6 protein-coding genes are annotated in these 26,431 nt (G+C 73.1%); 2 read left to right on the plus strand and 4 right to left on the minus strand.

Annotated features, from left to right (window positions below):
* Positions 1–99: 99 nt before the first annotated feature.
* Entirely contained in the window at positions 100–1,077 is a 978-nt protein-coding gene (locus ACIOKD_RS12310) for a ParB/RepB/Spo0J family partition protein (protein WP_402082556.1), read from the minus strand.
* A gap of 843 nt (positions 1,078–1,920) precedes the next feature.
* On the opposite strand from ACIOKD_RS12310, the gene ACIOKD_RS12315 reads away from it, so the two are divergent.
* Both ACIOKD_RS12315 and ACIOKD_RS12320 read left to right on the plus strand, forming a co-directional pair.
* On the plus strand, positions 1,921–2,451 hold the full coding sequence (locus tag ACIOKD_RS12315; RefSeq protein WP_402081872.1) for an SRPBCC family protein: 531 nt from the start codon (positions 1,921–1,923) through the stop codon (positions 2,449–2,451).
* A gap of 38 nt (positions 2,452–2,489) precedes the next feature.
* Positions 2,490–4,802 (plus strand): FdhF/YdeP family oxidoreductase, encoded by a 2,313-nt coding sequence (locus ACIOKD_RS12320; protein WP_402082558.1) that lies wholly within the window; start codon positions 2,490–2,492, stop codon positions 4,800–4,802.
* 27 nt (positions 4,803–4,829) lie between these two features.
* On the opposite strand, the gene ACIOKD_RS12325 is transcribed toward ACIOKD_RS12320, so the two are convergent.
* The 3 genes from ACIOKD_RS12325 to ACIOKD_RS12335 all read right to left on the minus strand — a co-directional run bounded on the left by ACIOKD_RS12325 (position 4,830) and on the right by ACIOKD_RS12335 (position 26,424).
* Positions 4,830–5,339 carry a GNAT family N-acetyltransferase gene (locus tag ACIOKD_RS12325; protein WP_402081875.1) on the minus strand — a complete coding sequence of 170 codons (510 nt, stop codon included), beginning with the start codon at positions 5,337–5,339 and terminating at the stop codon, positions 4,830–4,832.
* A gap of 71 nt (positions 5,340–5,410) precedes the next feature.
* Positions 5,411–5,614 carry an MbtH family protein gene (locus tag ACIOKD_RS12330; RefSeq protein ID WP_402081878.1) on the minus strand — a complete coding sequence of 68 codons (204 nt, stop codon included), beginning with the start codon at positions 5,612–5,614 and terminating at the stop codon, positions 5,411–5,413.
* 71 nt (positions 5,615–5,685) lie between these two features.
* The gene (locus ACIOKD_RS12335; RefSeq protein WP_402081880.1) at positions 5,686–26,424 is read right to left on the minus strand and encodes a non-ribosomal peptide synthase/polyketide synthase; all 20,739 of its coding nucleotides are present in this window, start codon (positions 26,422–26,424) and stop codon (positions 5,686–5,688) included.
* Positions 26,425–26,431 lie beyond the last annotated feature (7 nt).

Here is a 26,431-nt window from a genome sequence, read left to right on the forward strand (position 1 = left end):
GCCTGCCTTTCCTGGGCGCCGTGAAGTAGGCCGCACAAGGCGACGGGCGTCGGTCCGTTGAGGCGGAACAGAGAGGAGGGAGCAGAGGGACAGGAGCGGTCAGCCTGATGCCTGCCGATCGGAGCGTCGTTCCAGCTCCGTCGCGAAGTCCTGCCATGCCCGGCTGCACGCGCGGGCCGCCGAAACGATGATCTCCACGCGGTGCGGCGGAACGTTTTCGCTGATCCGGCTCCACTCTTGCGGGCCCACCGTGCAGACGTCCAGGAGCCGAAGCAGGGTGCGGCCCGATTCGGAGAACCGCAGCGAGGGGTCCTTGCGCAGGTTGTGGATCAGCCCCGAGAGGTCGACGTCGCTGTCGGCGCCACCGTCGATACGGGCCAGTGCCTTCGGCCGCGGCAGTGCTCCCGCCACCTCGGGGGCCGCCTCGGGGGCCATGTGAGGAGGTCCCGTCCCCTGCCCACGCCGCGTGGGGCCGGCGGGTGCCTCGCCGCGCCGCAGCCGGTCCCGGACGTCTCTCACGGTGGCGGTGCAGACCCCGGCCTCCCTGGCGACCTCGCGCAGCGAGACGCCGGGACGCTCGGCGAGGATCCTGCCTGCCTGTTCGCGCCCCTCGGCGGCATCGACCGGCCGCTCCCGGCCGTCACGCCCCATCCGGGTGTGCGAGTGGGGAATTTCCCCACTCGCACGCCGCCGGATCGCGCCGACGGTCTTGTGGGAGAGGCCGGTGACGGAGGCGATCGCCCGATCGCTCCACTCGGGGTGGGAGCTGACGATACGTTCGGCTGCGGCGTTTCTGTCGGAGCGCGGCAAGGGGAGGCCGTGGGAGACGTTCGCCTTCACCGCGAGTACGAATGCTTCCTCGTCGTCGCACTCGCAGAAGACAGCCTCGATCTTCTCCTGACCACGCAGTTCCGCCGCGCGCACTCGATGCATTCCGTCCACGACACTCATCGTCCGGCGGTTCACGAGAATGGGCGGGAGTTCGGTGTCCGATTCGGCGAGGAGGCGCACGTGCTCATCGTCCGCGCCCGAAAGCCGGGGCGAATCGAAACGCGTCAGCTCGCTCAACGACACCATTTCGGTGGAAGGACGTGAAACGAGTGCAGAGGCGTCAGCTAATCGCTGACCGTTCATGACTTTATCCCCCTGGGGCGAGCTGGAGCTTTACGGGATGACAACGATGGCAAGAGACATCGGAGGGCGTCCGCCCGTGGAGGCACGCGGACGAGAAATTCTCCAGCCGCATGAGCGCGTAGGTAACAGGCTGATCGACTCAAAGCACACCCCCGTGTATTTCGGCCAGTTGTCCCGTCGGTCCGGTGGAACGCCGACCCCACCGGCTCCGCTCGGGGCACCGACGAGGCGCAACACCACGCAGTCGCCCGAAGAGCACACCAGAGACACAGCAGAGATCATCTCGGGCGCGATCAAGGACGGTGAAAGAGTTGCCATTCCACCTTTTAGTCAACAGCAGTTCCAAGACAAAGCGACCGTATCAGCCGCCCAGCGGCACCGGCAACCAAAACGTGATGTGCCGTTAACAGGCCGCACGCTCCTGCCGAAGTCCCGGGACGCAGGCAGCGGTCGGCGATCTTTCGCACGTCACCTGGTCGGACAGCGGCGGCAACGACACACCTGAGGCACCGCGACGACAGAGAGGCCGAGCCGCGGAAAAGATACCCCTGAATTACCTCGGACCTCGTTTACGTCACGAATAGCTGGGCAGCAGGGACAGGTTATCCACCTTGTAGCGTGAACACGCTCCACGCAATAACGGAATATTAACTTCCGCTCTGGCGATCCGTGCGTTAGGCGGCCCGGATGACGGGTACCCGGCCGCCCGGCAGCAGCGGCGACGTGTGGCGGCCCGCTGGGCCCGCGGCGAGACTGGGGCGAGCAGCGCCTGACGATGGGTGGAGCATGTTCAGCGTTGAGGAAACGATCGAGGTCGCGGTCCCGGTGAGTGCCGCGTACAACCAGTGGACGCAGTTCAAGAGCTTTCCCCGGTTCATGACCGTGGTGAAGAAGGTCGAGCAGGTGCGGCCGGCGCTCCTCTCCTGGACGCTCGCGGTCGGACCCCTGCGCCGTGAGTTCCAGGCCGAGATCGTTGAACAGGAACCCGACTCCCATCTGACGTGGCGAAGCCTCGAACGTCACTTCGTCCACCGGGGTGAGGTGTCGTTCCGGCCCACCGCGACGGGCGGCACGACGGACGGTACGAGTGTCACCGTCCGGATCGAGGTCGACTCACCCGGCGCCACTGCCCTGTTCGGCGGCCTCCCCGAGGTGGTCGGCCGCACCGTACAGCGGGAGCTGCGGCACTTCAAGGCGTACATCGAGGGGCTCGGCGCGGAGAGCGGAGCCTGGCGGGGCACCATCCGCGGCGGACGCGTACGGCCCGAGGAACCCGAGCCGCACCGGAGCCGTGTGCCCCACTGGCCCGTCGGCTGACGCCGCGAGCCACATCAGAGCATGTGAAAGGCAACGTGATGAAGAAGGCGCCCGGCGAGGAATCGAACGAGGCTCTGAGTGTCAGCCCGCCGAAGAAGTGGGCCGCGGGCGTACCCGCGGTGGCACACGCGTTGGAGTACTCCCTGGAGGAGACCTCCGTACGGCGCACCGGGGAGACGCTGCTGACCATGAACCAGGTGGGCGGCATCGACTGTCCCGGGTGCGCGTGGGCGGATCCCTCGCCGGGCAACCGGCATCGCAACGAGTACTGCGAGAACGGCGCCAAGCACATCAACGACGAGGCGACGTCACGGCGCATCGGCGCTGACTTCTTCCGTGAGCACACGGTCTCCGAGCTGGGACGGCGCTCCGACAAATGGCTGAACCAGCAAGGGCGGCTCACCGAGCCGATGGTCAAGCGGCCGGGCTCCGACTCGTACGAGCCGATCAGCTGGCACGACGCCTTCGACCTGCTGGCTTCGGAGCTGACGTCACTCGACTCTCCCGACGAGGCGGTGTTCTACACCTCCGGCAGGGCCAGCAACGAGGCCGCGTTCGTGCTGCAGCTGTTCGCCAGGGCGCTGGGCACCAACAACCTGCCCGACTGCAGCAACATGTGCCACGAGTCCAGCGGCTTCGCGCTGCACGAGACGCTGGGTACGGGCAAGGGGACGGTCAGTCTTGACGACCTGCACCATGCCGACCTGATCCTCGTGGTGGGACAGAACCCCGGGACCAACCATCCGCGCCAGTTGTCAGCGCTGGAGGAGGCGAAGCGCAACGGCGCCCGCATCATCGCGGTGAACCCCCTGCCGGAAGCCGGGCTGCTGCGGTTCAAGAACCCGCAGAAACCCAGCGGGGTGATCGGCAAGGGCACCCAGATAGCCGACCGGTTCCTCCACATCCGCAACGGTGGCGACCTGGCCCTGTTCCAGGCGATCAACCGGTTGCTGCTGGAGGCCGAGGACGCCCGGCCGGGCGAGGTGCTCGCCCGCGACTTCATCGAGAGCGACACCAAGGGCTTCGAGGAGTTCGCCCAGCACGCCCGCACCATCGAGTGGAACGACATCCTCGCCGCGACCGGTCTGGCGCGCGAGGAGATCGAGCAGGTCCGGGACGAGGTGCTGCGCAGTCAGCGCGTCATCGTCTGCTGGGCGATGGGCATCACCCAGCACAAACACGCGGTCCCCACCATCCGGGAGATCGTGAACTTCCTGCTGCTGCGCGGGAACGTCGGCCGGGCCGGCACCGGCGCCTGTCCGGTGCGCGGGCACAGCAACGTACAGGGCGACCGCACGATGGGCATCTGGGAGCAGATGCCGGACGACTTCCTCGACGCCCTCCGGGAGGAGTTCGGCTTCGATCCGCCGCGTGCCCACGGGCTGGACTCCGTGAACTCGATCAGGGCGATGCGTGAAGGCCGTGTCAAGTTCTTCCTCGCGCTGGCCGGCAACTTCGTCCGGGCCGCTCCGGACAGCGAGGTCACCGAACAGGCCATGCGCACCTGCCGTCTGACGGCCCACATCTCCACCAAGCTCAACCGGTCCCACACCGTGTGCGGCGAGACCGCGCTCATCCTGCCGACCCTCGGCCGCACGGAAGTGGACATCCAGGCCGACGGGGAGCAGTTCGTCACCGTCGAGAACTCGATGAGCGAGGTGCACACCTCTCAGGGGCGGCTGCAGCCGGCCTCGCCCCTGCTGCTCAGCGAGATCTCCATTCTGTGCCGGCTCGCCCGCCGCACCCTCGACGGCGCGGCCGGCATCCCCTGGGAGCAGTTCGAAGCCGACTACGGCGCGATCCGGGACCACATCTCACGTATCGTCCCGGGACTGCACGACTTCAACCGGCGCGTGACACGACCCGGTGGCATCCAGTTGCCGAACCCGGTCAACGAGGGCGTCTACCACAACGATGTCGGCAAGGCGCTGTTCACCGCCAACGACTTCGCGATGCTGCAGGCCCCCGAGGGTCACCTGCTGCTGCAGACCCTGCGCTCCCACGACCAGTGGAACACCGTCCCGTACACGTCCAACGACCGCTACCGGGGCATTCACGGAAGTCGTCGGGTGGTGCTCGTCAACCCGGAGGACGTGGCCGGACTGGGCCTCTCCGCCGGGCAGCACGTCGACCTGGTCAGTGTGTGGGGCGACGACCCCGAGCGGCGCGCCGGGGACTTCCGCGTGGTCCCCTACCCCACCACCCGGGGTTGCGCCGCCGCCTACTACCCCGAGACGAACGTCCTGGTGCCGCTGGACAGCGTGGCCGACACGAGCAACCAGCCGACGTCGAAGGCGATCGTGGTCCGCCTGGAGCCTGTCGCGTCGCCGGCGACCGCGTCACCGCGGTGAACCTCAGGTACCTCACCGCGGTGAACCTCAGGTACCGGGTACGGAGATGACGACCATCCGGTTCACCGTGCCGTCCTCGCCGACCACATCGCGTACGTGCCGGAAGCCCAGGCGTCGGCACAGGGCGAGACTCGCCGTGTTTCCGGCGCCCACCATGCCGTAGGCCTCCGTCAGCCCGAGGTTGTCGGAGGCATGGCGGAGCAGGCCGTGCACGGCTTCGGTGCCGATGCCCCGCCCCCAGTAGTCGGGGGCGAGGGCGACGATGAGTTCGTGACCGTCGACGTTGCCGGTCCTCTTCACCTCCGCGTGGCCGATGTACGTCCCCTGCCACCACACCCCCCACACATCGAACCGTTGCGTGGGATAGACATCGGTGAGGATGGTGCGGAAGGCCGTACGCAGGTCGGCCTCGGGCACCATGTCCTGGCCCATCCAGTGGCACACGTCCTCGTTGCGCAGCAGGGCGACGAAGTGGGACTCGTCCTCGGGGCGGTAGGGCGTGAACTCCAGCCGTTCGGTCTTCAGGACGGGTGTCATCGGTGGACTCCTGGGGTGGGGTGGCGAAGTGGCCTCGTCTCGCGGAGCGTAGCGACAAGGCCACGGAGGGGTCAGGCCTCTGTGTTCTCCATCCGCTCACGCAGGCTGCGCGGACGCATGTCGGTCCACACCTCGTCGACGTGGGCGGAGCACTCCTCTTCGGTGCCCTCCTTCCCGACGGGCTGCCAGCCCGCGGGCACCTCGACGTCGACCGGCCAGAGGGAGTACTGGTCCTCGTCGTTGCGCAGCACCTGGTAGCGGGTGTTCTCGTCCATGTCGTTCTCTCCTGTCGTGGGTGGAGCCGGTCGTGGTGGATTCGGTCGTGACGGAGCCGGTCGTGGTGAGGTCACAGGCTCCGCCTGGCATGCCGGGCGATGTGGCTCAGTGCCTCGGCGAAGTCCCCGGCGACGCGGCGCACGGTCGCCGGGTCGGATGTCCCCGAGTGGTGGTGCCAGGTGAAGGCGAAGCGTCCGTCCCGTACCGCGCCGACCACCTCCAGCGGATGCGAACCGCTGTCCCGCGGGTCGTGGTCCTGGCCGAAGGAGCCGTGCTCGGTACGTACGAGACCGCCGTCCGAGGCGGCGGGGCGGGCGTCCCACTGGCCGAGGTAGTTGAAGACCACCTGCCCGTGTGCGGCTGCGCCGAGCCGTTCGCGTACCTCGGGCGGCCCGAAGGTGCGCAGGGCGCCGAAGCCCAGCCCGTTGCCGGGTACGGAGCGCAGTTGGCGGCGTACCGACTTCACCAGGGAGCGCCAGTTCCGGGCGGGCCCGGGGCGGTCCGGTTCGGACACCTGGAGGACGACCGGGTGGATGGTGGTGAACCAGCCGACCGTGCGGGAGAGATCCACGTCGTCGAGCAGGTCCTCGCGGCCGTGCCCTTCGAGGTCCAGGCGGACGCGTTCGCTTCCGGTCCAGCGTGCCAGCGCCAGGGCCAGCGCGGCCAGCAGGACGTCGTTGACGCGGGTGCGGTAGGCGGCCGGCGCGGCACGCAGCAGTGCCTCCGTGTCCTCCTCCCCCAGTTCGACGGTGAACGATCCGGCCTCCTGCGCGGCTGGATCGGGTGCGGCGGCGACCGGGAGGTGTCCGACGCTCACGGCCTCCTCCCAGTAGGCCAGTTCGTGGTCCAGGCCGCCGTCGGCGACGTGCCCTGCGAGTTTGCGGGCCCAGTCGCGGAACGAGGTGGTGCGCTCCCCCAGGCGGACGGGCTCGCCGCGCGCGGCCTGCCGGTAGGCGGCCTCCAGGTCGTCAGTGAGGATGCGCCAGGACACGGCGTCCACGACCAGGTGGTGGGCGACCAGGAGGAGGAAGGCCGTCCCCTCCGCGCCCGCGCCGGTGAACAGGGCTGCCCGCAGCAGCGGTCCCCGGCCCAAATCGAAACCGGTGTGCAGATCGTCGGCGGCCTCCTTCATGGCCGCGTCCGCCTCCTTCGACGGCAGGCCCGACAGGTCGTACCTGACGAGGAGTTCCTCGCTTTCTCGCGGCGGCGGGTTGAACTGGTGCCAGCCGTCGGCCTCCTCGGTGAAGCGCATGCGCAGCGCGTCGTGGTGTTCCATCAGCGCGTCCAGGGCGATGCCCAGGACGGCGGGGTCGGGTGCGGCGTCGAGTTCCAGCAGTGCCGACTGGTTGAAGTGGGTGTGGTCGGCGCGCGGTGTGCTCAGGAACCACTCCTGGATCGGAGTGAGGGGCACCGCGCCGGTCGCCGGGCCGTCGCCGGTGTGCTGGGCGGCGGTGCCGACGACGGTGGCCAGCTCGGCGACGGTCTGGTGGGTGAACAGGTCCCGGGTGGCCAGGTGCAGGCCCTCGCGCCGGAGCCGGGAGACCACCTGCATGCTCAGGATCGAGTCGCCGCCGAGGACGAAGAAGTTGTCGTCCACGCCGATGTCCTCCACGCCGAGGACGTCGGTCCAGACCTGCGCGATGCGGCGTTCGGTGCTGGTACGGGGCGCGGTGCGCGGGCCGGCCGCGACGGCGGTGTGCTCGGGGCCGGGTGCGGGCAGGGCCCGCCGGTCCGTCTTGCCGTTGGGGGTCAGCGGGAGCCGCTCCAGCGGCACGAACACGGACGGCACCATGTGCGGGGGCAGCAGCGCGGCGAGGTCTTCGCGCAGCGCGGCGACAGGCAGCCCCTGCGCGACGACATCGGCATCGGCGCCTGCTCCAGACCCAGCTCCAGCTCCAGCTCCAGCTCCAGCGCCTTCGTCACCGCCTGCTGGGACGACGTACGCCACCAACCGCCCGTGACCGTCCGACGGTTGCCCGTCCGGGCCGTCGGTGCGGACCATGACCACCGCGTCGCGCACGTACGGGCTGCGGCGCAGCGCGCTCTCCGTCTCGCCCGGTTCGATACGGAAGCCGCGCAGCTTGATCTGGTCGTCCGCGCGGCCGACGAATCGCAGTTCGCCGTCGGCGCCCCAGCGCACCAGGTCGCCGGTCCGGTACATGCGTTCCCCCGCCGCACCGAACGGGTCGGCGACGAACCGCCGGGCGGTCAGGCCCGGCCGGTGGAGGTAGCCGCGGGCCAGTCCCGGGCCCGCCACGTACAGTTCCCCGGTCACGCAGGGCGGGACGGGTCGCAGGGCGGCGTCGAGGACGTACACGCGGGTGGCGCCGGCCGGGCGGCCGATCGGCGGTGCGCCGCCCGCCGGGCTCAGCGGGCCGGTCCAGGTGGCGACGACGGTGGCCTCGGTGGGCCCGTAGGAGTTGATCATCCGGCGGCCGGGCGCCCACCGCTCCACGAGGTCGGCCGGGCAGGCCTCGGCGCCGACGATCAGGGTGCGCAGATGCGGCAGGTGCCCGGCGGTCTCCGGTGCCACGGTGGCGAGCGCGGCCGGTGGGACGAGGGTGTGGCTGATGCGGCGCTCGGCGAGCACCTGGGCCAGCCGCTCGCCGATCAGCGGCCCTTCCTCCCCTGTGACGAGGGTGGCGCCGCTGAGCAGGGAGACGCACAGTTCGAGGACGGAGGCGTCGAAGCTGGGTGAGGCGAACTGCAGGACCCGGTCGCCGGGGCCCGCCGCGTACCGCTCGGCGGCGGCCGCGGCGAAGCCCGCCAGGCCCCGGTGTGTCACCGTGACGCCCTTCGGGGTCCCGGTGGACCCGGAGGTGTAGATGACGTACGCGGGATGGTCGGGCGTGAGGGCGGTGGCGCGGACCGCGTCGCCGGGCGTGCTGTCCGAGTCGTCCGCCCTCCATATCCCCGCTGTCTCCGCTATCTCCGACGGATCGTCGAGGATCACCCGGGCGCCCGCGTCGCGGACCATGAACTCCCGCCGCTGTTCCGGGTAGTTCGGGTCGACGGGCAGGAAGGCGGCGCCCGCCTTGGCGACGGCGAGCTGCGCCACCACCGTCTCGGCGGCGCGGGGCAGGGCGAGGGCCACGACGTCCTCGGGGCCGACCCCGCGGGCGATCAGCCGGTGCGCGAGCCGGCCGGCGGCACGGTCGAGTTCGGCGTACGACAGCTGCCGTCCGGCGTCCTCCAACGCCACGGCGTCGGGGGTGGCGGCCACCTGCCGCTCGAACAGCTCGGGCAGCGTCGCCACCGGTACCGGCCGGGCCGTGCCACGTCCCTGCTCCAGCAGGGACTTCAGTTCCTCGTCGGAGGCGAGCGGCAGGGCGCCGAGTGAGCGGTGCGGGTCGTCCGCCACGGCGGTCAGCAGGGTGGCCAGCTGATCGGCGAGGTGCTCGGCCGTGGCCGCGTCGAACAGGTCGGTGTTGTAGGTGAGCAGGCCCTCCAGCGCGCCGGAGTCCGTCTCGGCGAACTCCAGGGTGAGGTCGAACGCCGCGTGCTGGAGCTCCGTCTCGACGGCGGACACCTCCAGATCCGGCACATCGAGGCCGGCGGCCGGGGTGTTCTGCAGGACGACCATCACCTGGAACAGCGGGGTCCGGCTGGTGTCGCGTACCGGACGCACCTCGTCGACCACCTGCTCGAACGGCACCTCCTGGTGGGCGAAGGCGTCCAGCACGGTCCGCCGGACGTCGTCGAGGAACTCGGCGAAGGGACGTTCGGCGTCGACCCGCGAGCGCAGCACCAGGGTGTTGACGAAGAAGCCGATCAGGTGCTGTATCTCGGCCTGGTCCCGGCCCGAGGTGACAGTGCCGACGGTGACGTCCTGGCTGCCGCACAGCCGGGCCAGGAAGGTCTGGGCGGCGGCGACCAGCGTGGTGAAGAGGGTCGTTCCCCGGTCCCGTCCCACCTGTCCGAGGCGGCGAGCGACGCCGGACGGCAGGGTCAGCCGGGCGGTCGCACCGGACCGGGTGCGGAGGGGCGGGCGGGGCCGGTCGGTGGGCAGGTCCAGCGGCTCGATGTCCGCCAACTGCTCCTTCCAGTAGCTCAGTTGCCGGTCATGTCCGCTGGTGGTGCGCTGCCAGTGGGCGTAGTCGGCGTACTGGACCGGCAGCGGTGGCAACGGCCCGGTGGCCGCGTCCAGTTCGGCCCGGTAGAGGTGGGCGAGATCGCCGGTGAGGACGGCGGTCGACCAGCCGTCGGTGACGATGTGGTGCAGCGTGAGCGTCAGGACGTGCTCGTCGTCGGCCAGCCGGATCAGGCCGGTGCGCAGCAGGGGGCCTTCGCGCAGGTCGAAGGGGAGCGCGCGGTCGGCCGCGAGCCGCTTCTCAAGGTGGGCCGTGCCCTCGCCCTCCGGCAGCTCGGACAGGTCGTGGAGCGGCAGCGGTACCTCCTGCGGCGGCTGGACGATCTGTACGCCCCTGCCGTCCACCGCGTCGAAGGTGGTACGCAGCGACTCGTGCCGTGTCACCAGCTTCCGCAGGGCCGCCGCGAGCGCCCGTGCGTCGAGCCGGCCGCGCAGGCGCAGTGCCAGGGCGGTGACGTACTCGGTGCCGCCGGGTGCGAACTCCTCCAGGAACCATAGGCGTTGTTGCGCGTACGACATCGGTGCCGTCGCGTCCCGGGCCACCGGCGTGATGACGGCACGCTCCTCGTCCGCGGTCCGGTCCCCGGTGAGCAGTTCGGCGAGCGCGGCGGGCGTCGGGTGGGTGAAGACGACCCGCGGCGAGAGGGTGGTGCCGAACTCCTCGGCGAGGCGGGAGGCCAGGCGGATGCTGAGGATGGAGTCGCCGCCCAGCGCGAAGAAGTCGTCCTCCACGCCCGGCGGTCGTCCGCCCAGTACGTCGGCGAAGACCTCGGCGGTACGGCGTTCGGCCTCCGTGCGCGGTGCGGTCCGCGTGCCCTGTCCCGGGCCGGTGTCCCCTTCCGGAGCCGGGAGGGCGGCGTGGTCCACCTTGCCGTTGCCGCTCAGCGGGAGGGCCGTCAGCGCGACGAAAGCGGAGGGCACCAGGTAGTCGGGCAGCGAGCGGCGGGCGTACGCGCGCAGCTCGTCCGGGTCGTCCCCTGCCGGGCCGACGACGTAGGCGACCAGGCGGCGGGCGCCGGGCCGGTCCTCGCGGGCCACCACCGCCACGTCCGCGACACCGGGGTGGGGCGCCAGCGCGGCGGCCACCTCGCCCGGCTCCACCCGGAAGCCGCGGATCTTCACCTGGTCGTCGGCGCGGCCCATGAACTCGACCGTGCCGTCCGGGCGGCGCCGGGCCAGGTCGCCGGTGCGGTACATCCGGGTGCCGGGCGGGCCCAGGGGGTCCGCGAGGAAGCGGCGCGCGCTCTCACCGGGGCGGCCCAGGTAGCCGCGTGCCACGCCCTCGCCGGCGATGTACAGCTCGCCCGCGCAGCCCGGCGGGACGGGGCGCATCCGCGCGTCCAGGACGTGGACCCGTTTGTCGTCGAGCGGCCTGCCGACGGGAACGGTGTCGGGGACGGCCGCGGCGTCGGCGAGCGCGTGGGAGGTGGCGAAGGTGGTGGTCTCGGTCGGTCCGTAGCCGTCCACCACGGTCAGGCCGGGGCAGGCGGTCAGGACGCGTCGTACGGCCGCCGCGGGGACCACGTCGCCGCCGGTCCACACCTGGCGAAGGCCGGCGAAGGCGTCGGGCGCGTCCTGCGCCAGCAGCCGGAAGAGACCGGCTGTCAGCCACACGGCGGTCAGGCCGGCGTCGCCGGAGCGCCCGATCTCCACGGGCCGCCGGAGATCCGCGCCGCGCGGGCCGTCACTTGAACGCCCGACCTCGGCGACACGCCCGCCACCGTCCGAGCACTCGACATCCTCGGCCCGCCCGAGGCGCGCGTCTCGCAGGCCGTCGCAGGAACGCCCGACCCCGCCGACGCGCCCGCCGTCCTTGGACGTTCCCATCGTCTCGGCGCGCAGGCCGGCACCGGAGCGCCCGATGGTCTCGGCACGCCCACCAGCGCCGGAACGGCCGATGCCGTCAGGGCCGGCCTGTTCGTCGCCCGCGCCTCGCGGGCCCGTACCGATCAGCCTCCGCAGCAGGGCCGCGTCCACCGTCTCCCCGGGGGCCACGACCACGCAGCCGCCGGTCAGCAGGGGCGCCCACACCTCGAAGGTGGCGGCGTCGAACGCGACCGGCGAGTGCAGCAGCACACGGGCGCACACGCCGTCGGTGAAGCGGCTGTCGGTGGCCAGCGACGCCACGTCGCGGTGGCGTACCGCCACGGCCTTGGGCAGGCCGGTGGATCCGGAGGTGAACATGACGTAGGCCAGCCGGTCGGGATCCGCCGGCACGGTCACCGCTCCCGCAACGGGGGCCGGTTCGGGTGTTGTTCCCGTCCGAGGGGCGTGGCGAACCGCGGCGACGTCCTCGGCACTGAGCCGGGACCTGACGTTCGCCTGCGCGAGCATGGTCCGGCGCCGCTCCTCGGGGGCGCGGCCGTCGACCGGCACGTAGGCGCCGCCCGCTTTGAGGACCGCGAGCTGGGCGACGACGAGTTCGGCGCAGCGGTCCATGAGCAGGGCCACCCCGTCCTCGGGGGCGAGGCCGCCGGCGAGCAGCCGGGACGCCACCCGGTCGGACCAGTCGGCGAGTTCGCGGTAGGTCAGCCGCCGGTCGCCGTCGTCCAGGGCGAGCGCGTCCGGGGTGCGGCGGGCCTGCTCGGCGAACAGGTCCACCGGGCTGCGCGGCTCCACCCGGCGGGCGGTGGTGTTCCACGCTTCCAGCAGTCGCCGGTCCCCGGCGGTGAGCGGATCGAGATCGCCGACCGCGCCGTCGACGCCGTCGGCGAACCGGGTGAGCAGGGTGGCCAGGCGGACTGTCGCCCGTTCCACCGTGGTGCGGTCGAAGAAGGCGGGGTCGTAGGCCAGGTCGAAGCCGAGCCGGTCGCTCAGGTGGGCGCGCAGGCACAGCGGGAAGGTGGTCGCGTCGTCGGCGCGTACCTCGGCCACGCCCACACCCGTCCGGGCGGCGGCCGACTCGTCGACCGGGTAGTTCTCGAACACGACCATGCTGTCGAACAGGGGCTGGCCGGCCGGGACTTCGGTCAGCGCCTGGATCCGGGCGAGGGAGAGGAAGTCGAAGCGCCGGTCCTCGCTCTGCGCCTCCTGCAGACCCCGCAGCCAGGGCAGGACGCCGTCGCCCCGGACCCGTACCCGAGTGGGCACGGTGTTGATGAACATGCCGATCATGGTGTCGACGCCGGGCAGTTCGGCGGGCCGTCCGGAGACGGTCGTACCGAAGACGACGTCGTCGCGCCCGCTGTAGCGGGCCAGCAGCAGCGCCCAGGCCGCCTGTACGACGGTGTTGACGGTCAGTCCGGCGCGGGCCGCCGTCTCCCGCAGCCGCTGTGACACGTCCCCGTCCAGTTCGTGGTGGACGGACCTGGCGGAACGCGCCCGGTGTGCCTCGGCGGGGGTGCGGTCGTACGGCAGCGGGGTGCGTTCGGTGACACCGGTGAGGGTGTCGGCCCAGTGGCGTTCGGCCGCGTCCTCGTCCTGTTCCCGCAGCCAGCGTACGAAGTCCGCGAACGGCCGCCGCACGGGCGGTGCGGAGTCCTGGCCGCCGGTGAGCGCGGCGTACCGCTCACACACCTCGGTGAGCAGCTGCCCGGTGCTCCAGCCGTCGAGGATGAGGTGGTGGGAGGACCACAGCAGCAGGACCTCGTCACCGGGCAGCGCGGCCAGGGTGATCCGGGTGAGCGGTGCGCTGGTCAGCTCCATGCCCGCCGCCCGGTCCGCCGCGAGCAGCCGCTCCGTGGCGGCGGCACGCTGCTCGCCGGTCAGGGTCCGCCAGTCCAGGTGGGTGACGGGCAGTTCCGCGCGGTGGTGGACGACCTGGACGGGGTGGGGCAGGCCCTGCCAGTGGACGTCGGTGCGCAGGACCGGGGTGCGGTCGGCGACCTGTTGCCACGCCGCCGCGAACGCCTTCGGGTCAGCGACTCCCGTCAGCCGTACGGCCGTACGGTCGAAGTAGGCCCCGGCGGTGTCGACCAGTCCGTGGAAGAGCATGCCGGACTGCAGGGGCGTCAGCGGCAGGACGTCGGCCACCTGCCGTCCGTCGCCCACCAGCCGGTCGAGCTGCCGCTGGGAGAGACCGGCCAGGGGGAAGTCCGAGGGGGTACGGCCGCCCGCGTCCGGCTGCGCGCAGTGGGCCACGATGTCGCGGAGCGCCGCGCACATCTGCTCGGCCAGGTGCCGCACGGTGGACTCGTCGTAGACGGCCGCCGGGTAGGTCCAGCCGAGTTCGAGCCGTCCCTCCTGGACCACGCCCGTGATGTCCAGCAGGTAGGGGCGGGTCTCGTCCGGGTCGGCGTCGCGGCCGGCCGACGGGAGCGCCGCCCTTCGGTACAGACCGTCCTCGGTACCACTGCCCGCGTCCCAGCGCCCGTGGTAGTTGAAGCCGACCCGCGGGTGGGAGGCGTCGGCGAGCGGGCTGTCCGGCAGGAGGTGGCGCAGGGCGCCGTGGCTCAGGCCGTGCAGCGGCACCGCGCGCAGCTGCTCCTTGACCGAGCGCAGGGTGGCGCGCCAGTCGGCGCCGGGTGCGACGGTCAGGGCGAGGGGGAACTCGGCGGTGAACCAGCCGACGGTCCGGGACAGGTCCACGTCGTCGAACAGGTCCTCCCGGCCGTGCCCCTCCACCCCGACCAGGACGGTGTCGCGCCCGCACCAGCGGGCCAGCGTGCGGCCGAGCGCGCTGAGCAGCACGTCGTTGACCTGCGTGCGGTAGACCTCGGGCACCCGGCGCAGCAGCGCCTCGGTCTCCTCTTCCGCCAGCGTCACGGTGACGGTGGCGGCGGCGCTGTGGGTGTTGGGGCCCGGCTTCCCGGCGGGCAGGTCGGCGGGGGCGGCGGCGGTACGGGTCCAGTGCGCCAGGCCGGCGTCCAGGGCACCGGACCGCGTGTGCTGCTCCAGCCGCTGCGCCCAGCGGCCGTACGAGGTGCCCGTAGGGGGAAGTTCGACGGGCTGCCCGGCTCCGGCGGCTCGGTGGGCGGTCTCCAGGTCGGTGAGCAGGATGCGCCAGGAGACGCCGTCGACGACCAGGTGGTGCACGGTGAACAGCAGTTGGGCCGGGCGCTCCGGGCCCCGGTCGAACAGCAGGACGCGTACGACCCGGCCGGCGGTGGGATCGAGCGCCCCCTGTGCGGCGTCCGCCGCGCGCTGTACCTGCGCCTCCAGATCCGGGGTGTCCAGGTGGGATATGTCGTAGCTCGTGAACACGGCGTGCGGTGCCTGCGGCAGCACCTGCTGGTGCCAGCCGTCCTCGGTGTGCCGGAAGCGGGTCCGCAGGGCCGGGTGACGGCCCACGAGGGCGTCGACCGCCCGCTCCAGCGCCGACAGGTCGGTGCCGACGGCCAGTTCCAGCCGCTGGGTCATGGTGAACCGCAACGCGTCACCGGGGCGCCGGTGGTCGAGGTACCAGCGCTGGATCGGTGTCAGCGGGGCCTCGGCGGGCGGGGTGTCGTCCGTACCGTCCGTCGGCCGGGGCGCCGACTCGGCGACGCGCAGGGCGAGTTCGGCGACGGTCTGGTGGCGGAAGACGTCCTTGGTGGTCAGGGCGAGGCCCGTCCGGCGGGCGCGGGAGACGATCTGGATGCTGAGGATGGAGTCGCCGCCGAGCGCGAAGAAGTTGTCCCGGGCGCCGACCCGCTCCACGCCGAGCACCTCGGCCCAGATGGCGGCCAGCCGTTCCTCGGTGCCTGGGCGGGGTGCCACGTACGGGGTGCCGCTGTCGGGCTGGGCCGGCGGTGCGGGCAGTGCGCGGCGGTCGGTCTTGCCGCCGCTGGTGCGCGGTATGCGGGTCAGCGGCACGAACGCGGTGGGCACCAGGTGGTCCGGCAGGGTCCGCCGCAGCCGCACCCGCAGCTCGTCGGCGGAGGGGGCGTGCCGCCCGCCGGGCACGAGGTACGCCACGAGCATGGTGCGCCCGGCGTGTTCGCGGGCGGTCACGGCGGCGTCGGTGACGTCCGGCAGCGCGAGCAGCGCGGCCTCCACCTCGCCGGGCTCGATGCGGAATCCACGGACCTTGACCTGCTCGTCGACCCGCCCCAGGAACTCCAGCGACCCCGACGCGGTCCACCGGGCCCGGTCGCCGGTGCGGTACATCCGCTCCCCCGGCGCCGTGACCGGGTCGGACGCCCTGGACGGGTCGGGCGCCCCGGCCGGATCGGACGCTCCGAACGGATCGGCGATGAAGCGGGCGGCGGTGAGGCCCGGCCGGTTCAGGTAGCCGCGCGCGACCTGCGCCCCGGCGAGATACAGCTCGCCCGGTACGCCGGGCGGGACCGGGCTCAGGGCGCGATCGAGGACGTAGGCGCGCAGGTTGCGGCCCGGCCGGCCGATGACCGGACGTTCGCGGTGGTCCGCGCAGCGGCCGTAGACGGCGTCCACGGTCGTCTCCGTGGGGCCGTACATGTTGTACGCGGTGACGCCGAAGTCGTCCTGGGCCGCGCACAGTGCGGCCCAGGTGTCGGGGCCGACCGCCTCGCCGCCCACCAGCAGCACCCGCGGGTGGTGGCGGCCGGGGGCGAGCAGTCCGGCGGCGGTGAGTTCACGGAGGAAGGACGGGGTGACGTTCACCAGGTCCAGTTCCCGCTCGTCGACCTGGGCGCAGAACGCCTCCGGGTCCAGGCGTACGTCCTCGTCGACGAGGTGGACCTCCTGGCCGAGGGCGAGCAGCAGCGGGCCCTCCCAGGAGGTGTCGAAGGAGAAGGAGGCGCTGAGCGCGGCCTTGAGCCGACGTCCGTCGGCGGTGTGCGGGGCGACGAGTCCTTCCCGGTGGTCGTGGCAGAGGTTGGCCAGGTGGCGGTGTTCCACCGTGACGCCCTTGGGGCGGCCGGTGGAGCCGGAGGTGTAGATGATGTAGGCCGCGTTGTCCGGGTGCAGCGGAGCGAGCCGGTCGGCGTCGGTGGGGTCGTGGGCGGGCAGTTCGTCCCAGGGCGTCCCGCGCAGGGTGTCGGATGTCAGGACCGTGTGCGGCGCGGCGTCCTCGACGAGGAACGCGACACGTTCCCCGGGCAGGTCCGGGTCGAGGCAGAGCAGGGTGCCGCCCGCCTTGAGCACGGCGAACACGGCCACCAGCAGCTCCGAGGTACGCGGCAGCCGGACGGCGACCACGCGCTCCGGGCCGACGCCCAGTGTGATCAGGTGATGGGCCAGCCGGTTGGCCCGCTCGTTCAGGGCCGCGAAGGTGAGCGTGTCGTCCCGGGCCACCAGGGCGGTGGCGTACGGGGTGCGGGCCGCCTGGGCCTCGAACAGGGCGGGGAAGTCGCTGTCCGGCACGGGCAGTCGCCCGCCCTGCCACTCGTCGAGGACCTGCCGCTGTTCGGCGGTCGTGAGCGACGGCAGCGCGCGGGCGTCCCGGTGCGGGTCCTCCACCGCCGCTTCCAGCAGCAACCGCAGCCGGACGGCGAGTCGTTCGGCGGTGTCCGCGTCGAACAGAGTGGTGTCGTACTCCAGATAGCCCCTCACGCCACCGTCACTCGCGGCATTCTCGACGAAGTCGAAGGCGAGGTCGTAGGCGGCGTACCGGATCGGGGGCGTGAGCGGTTCGACGTCCAGGCCCGGCAGGTCGAGGGTCCCGGCGCCCAGGTTGTGCAGCGCCACCATCACCTGGAACAGCGGGGTGCGGCTGGTGTCCCGCTCGGGCTGGAGGGCGTCCACCAGTTTCTCGAAGGGCACGTCCTGGTGGGCGAACGCGTCCAGGACGTTGGTGCGCACCCGTTCCAGCAGCGCACGGAACGACAGTCCCGGCTCCACCCGGTTGCGCAGCACCAGGGTGTTGACGAACATGCCGACCACGTCGTGGAGTTCGGGCCGTTCACGGCCCGCCGTGACCGTGCCGACGGTGATGTCCTCCTGGTCGGTCCAGCGCGAGAGCAGGACCGTGCAGGCCGTCAGCAGTGTCATGTAGAGGGTGGCGTCGGCCTCGCGGCCCGTCTTCCGCAGCCGCTCGGTGAGCGCGGCGGGGAGGGTGAAGGTCACCAGGGCGCCTTCCCGGTCGCGTACGGCGGGACGCGGCCGGTCGGTGGGCGGCTCCAGCGGGGTGATCCCGTTCAAGGTGCGTCGCCAGTAGGTGAGTTGTTCGTCCACCTCGTCGGTGCGGGCGCGCTGCCAGGCCGCGTAGTCCGCGTACCGCACGGGCAGGTGCGGCAGCCGGGGCGCGCGGCTCTCGCGGGCGGCCGTGTACAGCTCGCCCAGGTCCCGGCCCAGCACACCGGCCGACCAGCCGTCGGTGACGATGTGGTGGACGGCCAGGACCAGGACGTGCTCGTCCTCGGCCAGGCGCACGAGGCGGGCCCGTAGAAGAGGCCCGGCGCCCAGGTCGAAGGGGACGGACGCCTCGTGTTCCACGAGGGCGTCCAGGCGGTCGCGGGCGCCGGTGAGGTCGTCCAGCGGCAGGTCCACCGGGTACGGCCGGTGGACGATCTGCCGGGCCCGGCCGTCCTGCCCGGCTTCGGCGAACGTGGTGCGCAACGCCTCGTGCCGGGCGACCAGTCCGTCGAGGGCGGCACGCAGGGCGTCGGCATGGAGCGTGCCGCGCAGGCGCAGCACGGACAGGGTCGTGTACTCGGTGCTGCCCGGCTCGAAGCGGTCGAGGAACCACAGCCGCTGCTGCGCGTACGACAGGGGCGCGGGGGCGTCGAGGTCCACGGCCGGGATGACGTCGGCCGGTGCGGTGCCGTTCCGCGCGCGGTCGCCGAGTTCGGCGGCCAGGGCGGACAGCGTCGGGTGGGTGAACAGCAGTCGGGGTGAGACCTCCGAGCCGAAGGCGGCGCGCAGCCGTGAGACGACCCGGACGGCGAGGATCGAGTCGCCGCCGAGGGCGAAGAAGTCGTCGTCGGCTCCCACCTCGTCGGTGTCGAGGACGTCCGCCCAGGCGGCGGCGACCGCACGCTCGGCGGGCGTGCGCGGCGCGACGCGCTCGGTGTCCGTGGCGAAGCCGTCCGGTCCGGGGGCGGGCAGCGCGCGCCGGTCGAGTTTGCCGTTGACGGTCAGCGGCAGGGCCGCCATCGGCACGTAGGCGGCGGGCACCATGTGCGCGGGCAGCAGCCGCTCCAGGTGGGCGCGGAGTTCGGCGGCGGGCGGCGGTTCGGTGGCGGCCTGCGGTTCGGCGCCGCCCCGGCCGACGACGTGGGCCACCAGCCGGCGCGTGCCCGAGCCGTCCTCGTACACGCCCACCGCCGCGTCGCCGACGCCCGCGTGGGTGTGCAGGACGGCCTCGATCTCGCCGGGTTCGATGCGGTAGCCGCGGATCTTCACCTGCTGGTCGGCGCGGCCCAGGTACTCCAGCGTGCCGTCGGCCCGCCGGCGGGCCCGGTCGCCGGTGCGGTACATCCGCTCCCCCGGTACGCCGAAGGGGTCGGCGAGGAAGCGCGTCGCGGTCAGGCCGGGCCTTCTCAGGTAGCCGCGTGCCAGGCCCTCCCCCGCCACGTACATCTCGCCCACGGCTCCGGGCGGTACGGGGGCGAGGTCGCCGTCGAGGACGTGGATCCGCAGGTCGGGTATGCCGGTGCCGATGGGGCTCGCGGCGCCTGTGCGGGCCGTGGTGCGCTCCAGCGGCTCGTAGGTGACGTGCACGGTGGTCTCGGTGATGCCGTACATGTTGACCAGGCGTGGCGCGGTGTCGGGGTGGTGCGCGTACCACTCGGCGAGGCGGTCGACGTCCAGGGCCTCGCCGCCGAAGACCACGGTGCGCAGGGCGAGTCGGGCGCTGAGTTCGGGGTGTTCGGCGTCGGCGCGGGCCAGTGGGTAGAAGGCGGACGGGGTCTGGTTGAGGACGGTGACCCGCTCGTCGGCGAGCAGCCGCAGGAAGTCCTCCGGGGAGCGGGCGGTGTCGTCGGGGACGACGACGAGCCGGCCGCCGTGCAGCAGGGCGCCCCACAGTTCCCAGACCGAGAAGTCGAAGGCGTAGGAGTGGAACAGGGTCCACACGTCCGACTCGTCGAAGCCGAACCAGTGACGCGTGCGGCTGAACAGGCGCACGACGTTGGCGTGCGGGACGACCACGCCCTTGGGGCGGCCTGTGGAGCCGGAGGTGTAGATGGCGTAGGCGGGGCTCTCCGGCAGGGGGCGGCGGTCCTGCGCGGGTCCGGTGGCGGGGCGCCGGGCGAGGTCGGCCCGTACGTCGGGGGCGTCCGGTACGAGGAGCGGGACCCCGGTGGCCCGCACGCGTCCGGCGGCCTCCGTGGTCGTCACCAGGGTCACCGGAGCGGCGTCGTCCAGCAGCTGGGCGACGCGCTCGGCGGGCAGCTTCGGGTCGATGGGCAGATAGGCGGCGCCCGTCTTGAGCACGGCCAGGATCGCCACGACGAGGTCGGTCGAGCGGGGCAGGGCGAGGGCCACGAACCGCTCGGGCCCGGCGCCGGCCTCGGCCAGCCGGTGGGCGAGGCGGCCGGCCGCCGCGTCGAGCGTGGCGTAGTCGCGGCGGTCTTCGCCGCAGGTGACGGCGACGGCGTCGGGGGTGCGGGCGGCCTGGGCCTCGAACAGGTCCACCAGGGTGTCCGCCGGCCGGCCGTGCTCGGTGCCGTTGAAGTCGACCAGCATGCGGCGGCGTTCTTCGGCGGTCGTCCAGGCCAGGGCGCGCAGCGGGCGGTCGGGATGCTCGGCGATCTGCGTGAGGAGCAGCCGGAGGCGGTCGGCGAGCGCCCGGACGGTGTCGGCGTCGAAGAGGTCCGGGTCGTAGGCCAGGTCGAAGCCGAGCCGCTCACCCTGGTAGGCGCGCAGCACCAGCGGATAGTTGGTGGCGTCCCGGGAGGCGACGTCCACCAGCCGCACTCCGGAGCCGGAGGTGCGGGCCGCGTCGAAGGGGTAGTTCTCGAAGGCGACCATGCTGTGGAAGAGCGGGGTGCCGGACGGCACGCCGCTCAGGGCGGTCAGCTCGGCCAGGGAGGCGGCGGCGAACCGCCGTGACTCGGCCTGTACGTCCTGGAGTTCGCGTAGCCAGGCGGCGGCCGGGCGGTGGCCGTCGACGTGGACGCGGGTGGGCACGGTGTTGATGAACATGCCCACCATCGACTCCACGCCGGGCAGTTCCTCGGGGCGGCCGGAGACGGTCGTGCCGAACACCACGTCCGGCTCGGCGCTGTGGCGGGCCAGCAGCAGCGCCCAGGCGCCCTGCACCACTGTGTTCACGGTCAGTCCGGCGTCGCGCGCGGTGCGGGCCAGCGTCGCGGACACCGCGTCGGACAGCTCGGCCGTGTGGACGTCCGCCGACCGGCTCTCGTGCGTGCCGGTCAGGGGCCGGTCGACGGGCAGCGGCGTGGGAGAGGCGAAGCCGCCGAGGGTTTCCCGCCAGTGCGCACGCGCGGCCTCGGCGTCCTGGTCGGCCAGCCAGCGCACGTAGTCGGCGAAGGACCGGCGCACGGGCGGGCTCGGTTCAGCGCCGACGGTGAGCGCCGCGTACTCCTCGCACACCTCCGTCAGCACCTGGGCCAGACTCCAGCCGTCGAGGATGAGGTGGTGGGAGGTCCACAGCAGGTGCAGCCGGGCGTCGGGCAGCCGCACGAGGGTCAGCCGCATCAGCGGTGCCGAGGCGAGGTCGATGCCGTGTGCGAGGTCGTCGGCGCGGAGCCGGTCGAAGCGGTCGGCGCGCTCGCGCGGGTCCGCGTCCCGCCAGTCGAGCCGCGTGAGGGGCACCCGCACGTTCCGGTGCACGATCTGGAGGGGCGCGGGCACGTCCTGCCACACGACCGAGGTCCGCAGCGCCGGTGTGCGGTCGGTGACCCGCTGCCAGGCCAGGCCGAACGTGTGCGGGTCGGCCACGCCGTCGAGGAGCAGGGCGGCCTGGTCCACGTACACGTCGTCCGCGCCGCCGACCAGGCGGTGGAAGAGCATGCCCTCCTGGAGCGGGGTGAGCGGCAGCAGGTCCTCCACCGCGCGGCCGTCACCGACGAGGCGGTCCACGGCGGCCTGGTCCAGGCGGGCGAGGGGGAAGTCGGAGGGGGTGCGACCGCCCGCGCCGGGACGGCCGCAATGCTCGGCGATCGCGGCGAGCGCCGCCACCATGTCCCGCGCCAACTCCCCGACGGTGTCCGCTTCATGGGTCTGGTCGCTGTAGTGCCAGGTGATCTCCAGCTCGCCGTCGGCGACCACGGCGGAGATGTCGAGCAGGTGGTCGAGGGGTTCGTCGGCGGCCATGTCCCGGCCGGGCACTTCGGCGGCCGGCGCGAAGTCCGCTCCGGCGGTGGTGTCCCACTGCCCGTGGTAGTTGAAGCACACCTGGGGCAGCGGCAGCTCGCGCAGGGCACGGGCGGCCGGGTCGGGTGAACCCAGGCGTGCCAGCGCCTCGTAGCTCACTCCACGCCGGGGCACGGCCCGCAGGCGTTCCTTGACTGCTTTCAGGGTGCCGCCCCAGTCGGGTGCGGCCGGCGTTCCGGCCGGGGTGAGGGTGACGGGGTACTGGGAGGTGAACCAGCCCACCGTGCGGGACAGGTCCACGTCCCCCGGTATCAGGTCCTCGCGCCCGTGGCCCTCCAGGGCGACGGTCACCTGCCCGGTGCCCGTCCAGTCGGCGAGGACTCTGCTCAACGCGCTGAGCAGGACGTCGTTGACCTGCGTGCGGTAGGCGGCGGGCACCCGGCGCAACAACGCCTCGGTGGTGGCGCGGTCCACTCGGGTACGGACGGTGCGCACGGTTCCGGCGAGCGGGGTTCCTCGGCGGTCCACCGGCAGCGGGGTACGGGGCCGGGCGGCCTCCGTGGTCCAGTACGGCAGGTCGTCGTCCAGGTCGCCGGCCCGCACCAGGCGGGCGAGGTGCGCGGCCCAGTCGGTGAACGCCGTCGCGACGGGCTCCAGTTGGATCGCCTCGCCCGCTGCCGTCTGCCGGTAGGCCTGCCGCAGGTCGCCGAGCAGGATCCGCCAGGACACGCTGTCCACGGCCAAGTGGTGTGCTGCGAGAAGCAGTTGGGGGCGTTCGCCGGGTGGGGGCAGGAACAGGGCGGCGCGCAGCAGGGCGCCGGTCGCCGGGTCGAGGGCGGCGCGGGCGGTGTCGGCGGCCGCGAGGCGGGCCTGTGCGGGGTCCGCGGCGCCGGACAGGTCGTGACGGGTCAGCAACCCGGTGGCAGGTCCTTCGCCCGGGTGCTGCCGCCAGACGTCACCGGTGTCACCGCTGTCACCGCTGTCACCGCTGTCACCGGTCTCTCCTGGCCGGCCGGTCCCGCCGGTCCCGCCGGTCCCGCCGCTGCGGGCGAAGCGGGTGCGCAGCGCCGGGTGGTGGGCGGCCAGCGCTTCCACGGCGCGTTCCAGGGCCGGTTCGTCGACGTCGTACGGCAGGTCGAGCAGCATCGACATGCTGAAGGGCCGCAGCCGGCCGTCCCGGTCGCCGTGTGTGGCGGCGTACCACTCCTGAACCGGGGTCAGCGGGGCGGGCCCGTCCTCGCTCGGCCGGCGGGGCGCGGGGGTCTCCGCGGTGCGCAGGGACGCGGCGGCGGCCAGGTCGGCGACGGTCTGGTGGCGGAACACGTCCCGCGAGGTCAGGTGCAGGCCGGCCGCGCGGGCGCGGGAGACGGCCTGGATGCTGAGGATGGAGTCGCCGCCGAGTTCGAAGAAGTTGTCGGCGACGCCCACTCGCGTGACACCCAGCACCTCCGCCCAGACACCGGCCAGCGTCTCCTCGTCCGGGGTGCGCGGTGCGACGAACTCCCGCTCGTGCGGGGCCGCTTCCAGGTCGGGCGCGGGCAGGGCACGGCGGTCCAGCTTGCCGCTGGTGGTCATCGGCAGCGCGTCGAGCACGGTGAACGACGACGGCACCATGTGGTCCGGCAGGACGCGTCGGCAGTCGGCCCGCAGCCGCGTGGCGGTGGGCGGTTCGGCGCCCTCGGCCGGTACGACATAGGCGGCGAGCCGCAGCTGACCGTGCGTGTCGGGGAGCGCGACGACCGCGGCGCCGGTGAGGTCCGGCAGGTCCAGGAGGGCCGCCTCCACCTCTCCCGGCTCGATGCGATGGCCGCGTACCTTCACCTGGTCGTCGGCCCGCCCGAGGTAGTCGAGGCGTCCGTCGGCGGTCCAGCGGGCCAGGTCGCCCGTGCGGTACATACGGGTTCCGGGCGGGCCGAACGGGTCGGCGAGGAAGCGCGCGGCGGTCAGCCCGGGCCGGCCGGCGTATCCGCGGGCCACCTGCTCGCCCGCCAGGTACAGCTCCCCGCCTACGCCGGGCGGCACCGGCTGGAGGAGGCCGTCGAGGACGTACGCGCGGACGTTGGGCAGCGACCTGCCCACCAGGGGGCGCCCCTCCCCCTCGATACGGCAGGCCAGGGCGTCGACCGTGCACTCGGTGGGGCCGTAGAAGTTGTACGCGGCCACGCCCCGGTGTCCGGCCAGCTCGCGCCAGAGACCGGGGCCGATCGCCTCGCCGCCGAGCATCAGGACGCGGGGGTGGTGGCACGGGTCGGTGAGCAGTCCGGCGGGCAGCAGTTGGCGCAGGTAGGACGGGGTCAGGTCGAGGAAGTCGACGCGGTGCTCGACGACGTACTCGACCAGCGCGGCGGCGTCGAGCCGGGTCGCCTCGTCGACCAGGTGCAGCGGGTGGCCGTCGGCCATCAGCAGCACGCCCTCCAGCGAGGTGTCGAAGGAGAACGACGCGGTCAGCGCCACCCGCAGCGGACCGCCTCCCGCGTCCGCGACGAAACCCTCCCGGTGCGCGGCCAGCAGACGCGCGAGCGACCGGTGCGTCACGGCGACACCCTTGGGACGCCCGGTGGAGCCGGAGGTGTAGATGACGTACGCGGTGGTGTCCGGGTCGGGGGGTACGGCGCCCGCGTCGGCGCCCGGGTCCGAGAGCGCGTCCGGGTCCGAAGGCGCGCCGGGCTGGACGTCCGGGTCCGGCGGCACGCCCGGACCCGTGGCCGTGCCCGGCGGCACCACCCGGTCCGCACCCCAGCCGGAAGGCACGCCCGGACCAGTGGCCGACCCCCGGCGCCCGCCCGGGTCGGCCTCCGGTGGAGTCGCTTTCGCGGACCCGGGCCCGGAGCCGGCCGAGGGTCCCGCCCCCGGCACCGCCCGCAGCGCCGTCTCGTCCAGCACCAGCATGGGTCGGGCGTCGTCCAGCAGGAAGCGGACCCGCTCCTCCGGCAGGGCGAGGTCCAGGGGCAGATAACCGGCGCCGGACTTCCAGACGGCGAGGATCGCCACGATCATGTCGGCGGTACGCGGCAGCCGCAGCGCGACCAGGCGTTCGGGGCCGGCACCCCGGGCGACGAGGTGGTGGGCGAGCCGCTCGGCCCGGGTGTTGAGCGTCGCGTAGTCGAGGCGCTCCTCCCCGGCGACCAGCGCGGTGGCGTGCGGCGCGCGCTGCACCTGCCGGGTGAGGAGTTCGGGGCAGGTGACGGCGGGAACCGCAGGCGCGGTGGCGTTCCACTCCTCAGTGATCCGCCGGGCCTCGTCCGGGCCGAGCAGGGGCAGCGAGCCGAGCGGGCGGTCCGGCGCGGTGGCGGCGCCCTCCAGGGCACGTGACAGCTGGTCGGTCATCCGTTCCGCGGTGGCCGTGTCGAAGAGGTCCGTGCGGTATTCCAGCAGGCCGGTCAGCCCGTCCCCGTCGGGGACGAACTCGACGCTGAGATCGAAGGTGGCCGCCTGCCGGGGCACCGCGACCGGGGAGGCGGTCAGGTCGCGCAGGGCGGGGGCGGCGGGCGGCGCCGGATGGAGGAGGACCATCACGTCGAACAGGGGGTTGCGGCCCGCCTCGCGGGTCACGCCCACGGCCTCCACCAGCCGCTCGAACGGCGTGTCGCCGTGCGCGAAGGCGTCGTTGACGGTGGTCGCGGCCACCCCGAGCAGGTCGCGGAAGGAGCCGTTCGCGTCGACGGGGGTGCGCAGGACGACGGTGTTGGCGAAGAAGCCGACGGTACGTTCCAGGTCGGTGCGGGAGCGGCCCGGGGTGAGGGAGCCGACGGTGATGTCGTCCTGCCCGGACCAGCGGGCCAGCAGGGCCTGGCAGGCGGCGACCAGGGAGGTGAACAGCGTGGTGTGCTGCTCGGCCGCCAGCTCCCGCAGCCGTGCGGTGGTCGCCGCGGGCACGGCGAAGGTGCGTACGGCGCCCCCACCGGACTCCGCACCGTCACGGGGGTGGTCCAACGGCAGCCGCGACGCGACGGCACCCGACAACTGCGCTGTCCAGTGGCCGAGTTCGCGCTCCAGCCGTGGACCGGAGAGCTGTTCGCGCTGCCATGCCGCGAAGTCCGGGTACTGCGTCGCCACCGGCCCCGGCTCCGGCACCGCGCCCCGGGCCAGGGCGTCGTAGACGGCGCACAGTTCCTCCAGCACGATCCCCATCGACCAGCCGTCGGTGATGATGTGATGGGCCGTCAGCAGCAGGGTGTGCGAGGTGTCCGACTCACGCAGGAGCAGGGCCCGCAGCAGCGGACCGGCGCCCAGGTCGAAGGGGCGCTCGTACTCCGCGAGCAGCGCCGCCTCCAGCGCGTACGACGGCGTGTCGGCCACCGGCAGGGGCACCGGAGCCGCCGGCCGTACCGTCTGCGCGGGCCGTCCGTCGCTCTCCTCGAAGGTGGTGCGCAGCGCCTCGTGCCGCTCGACGACGCTGTCCAGGGCGCGGGAGAGGGCGGTGTGGTCCAGCGGGCCGGTCAGACGCAGGGCGACGGCGCTGTTGTAGCGGGCGTCGCCGGGGCGCAGCCGGTCCAGGAACCACAGCCGCTGCTGGGCGAAGGACAGGGGCAGCGGCCGGGTGCGGTCGGCGTGCGGGATGCCCTGCCGGGCGGCGGCCCGGCCGGCGAGGCGGCGGCGCATCGCTTCCTGGAGGTCCTGGGGCAGGGCCTTGGTGCGGTCTCGCTTCGAAGACGTCATGGTCTGC

It is taken from the genome of Streptomyces sp. NPDC087844 (genome assembly GCF_044742785.1).
Taxonomy (GTDB): Bacteria; Actinomycetota; Actinomycetes; order Streptomycetales; family Streptomycetaceae; genus Streptomyces.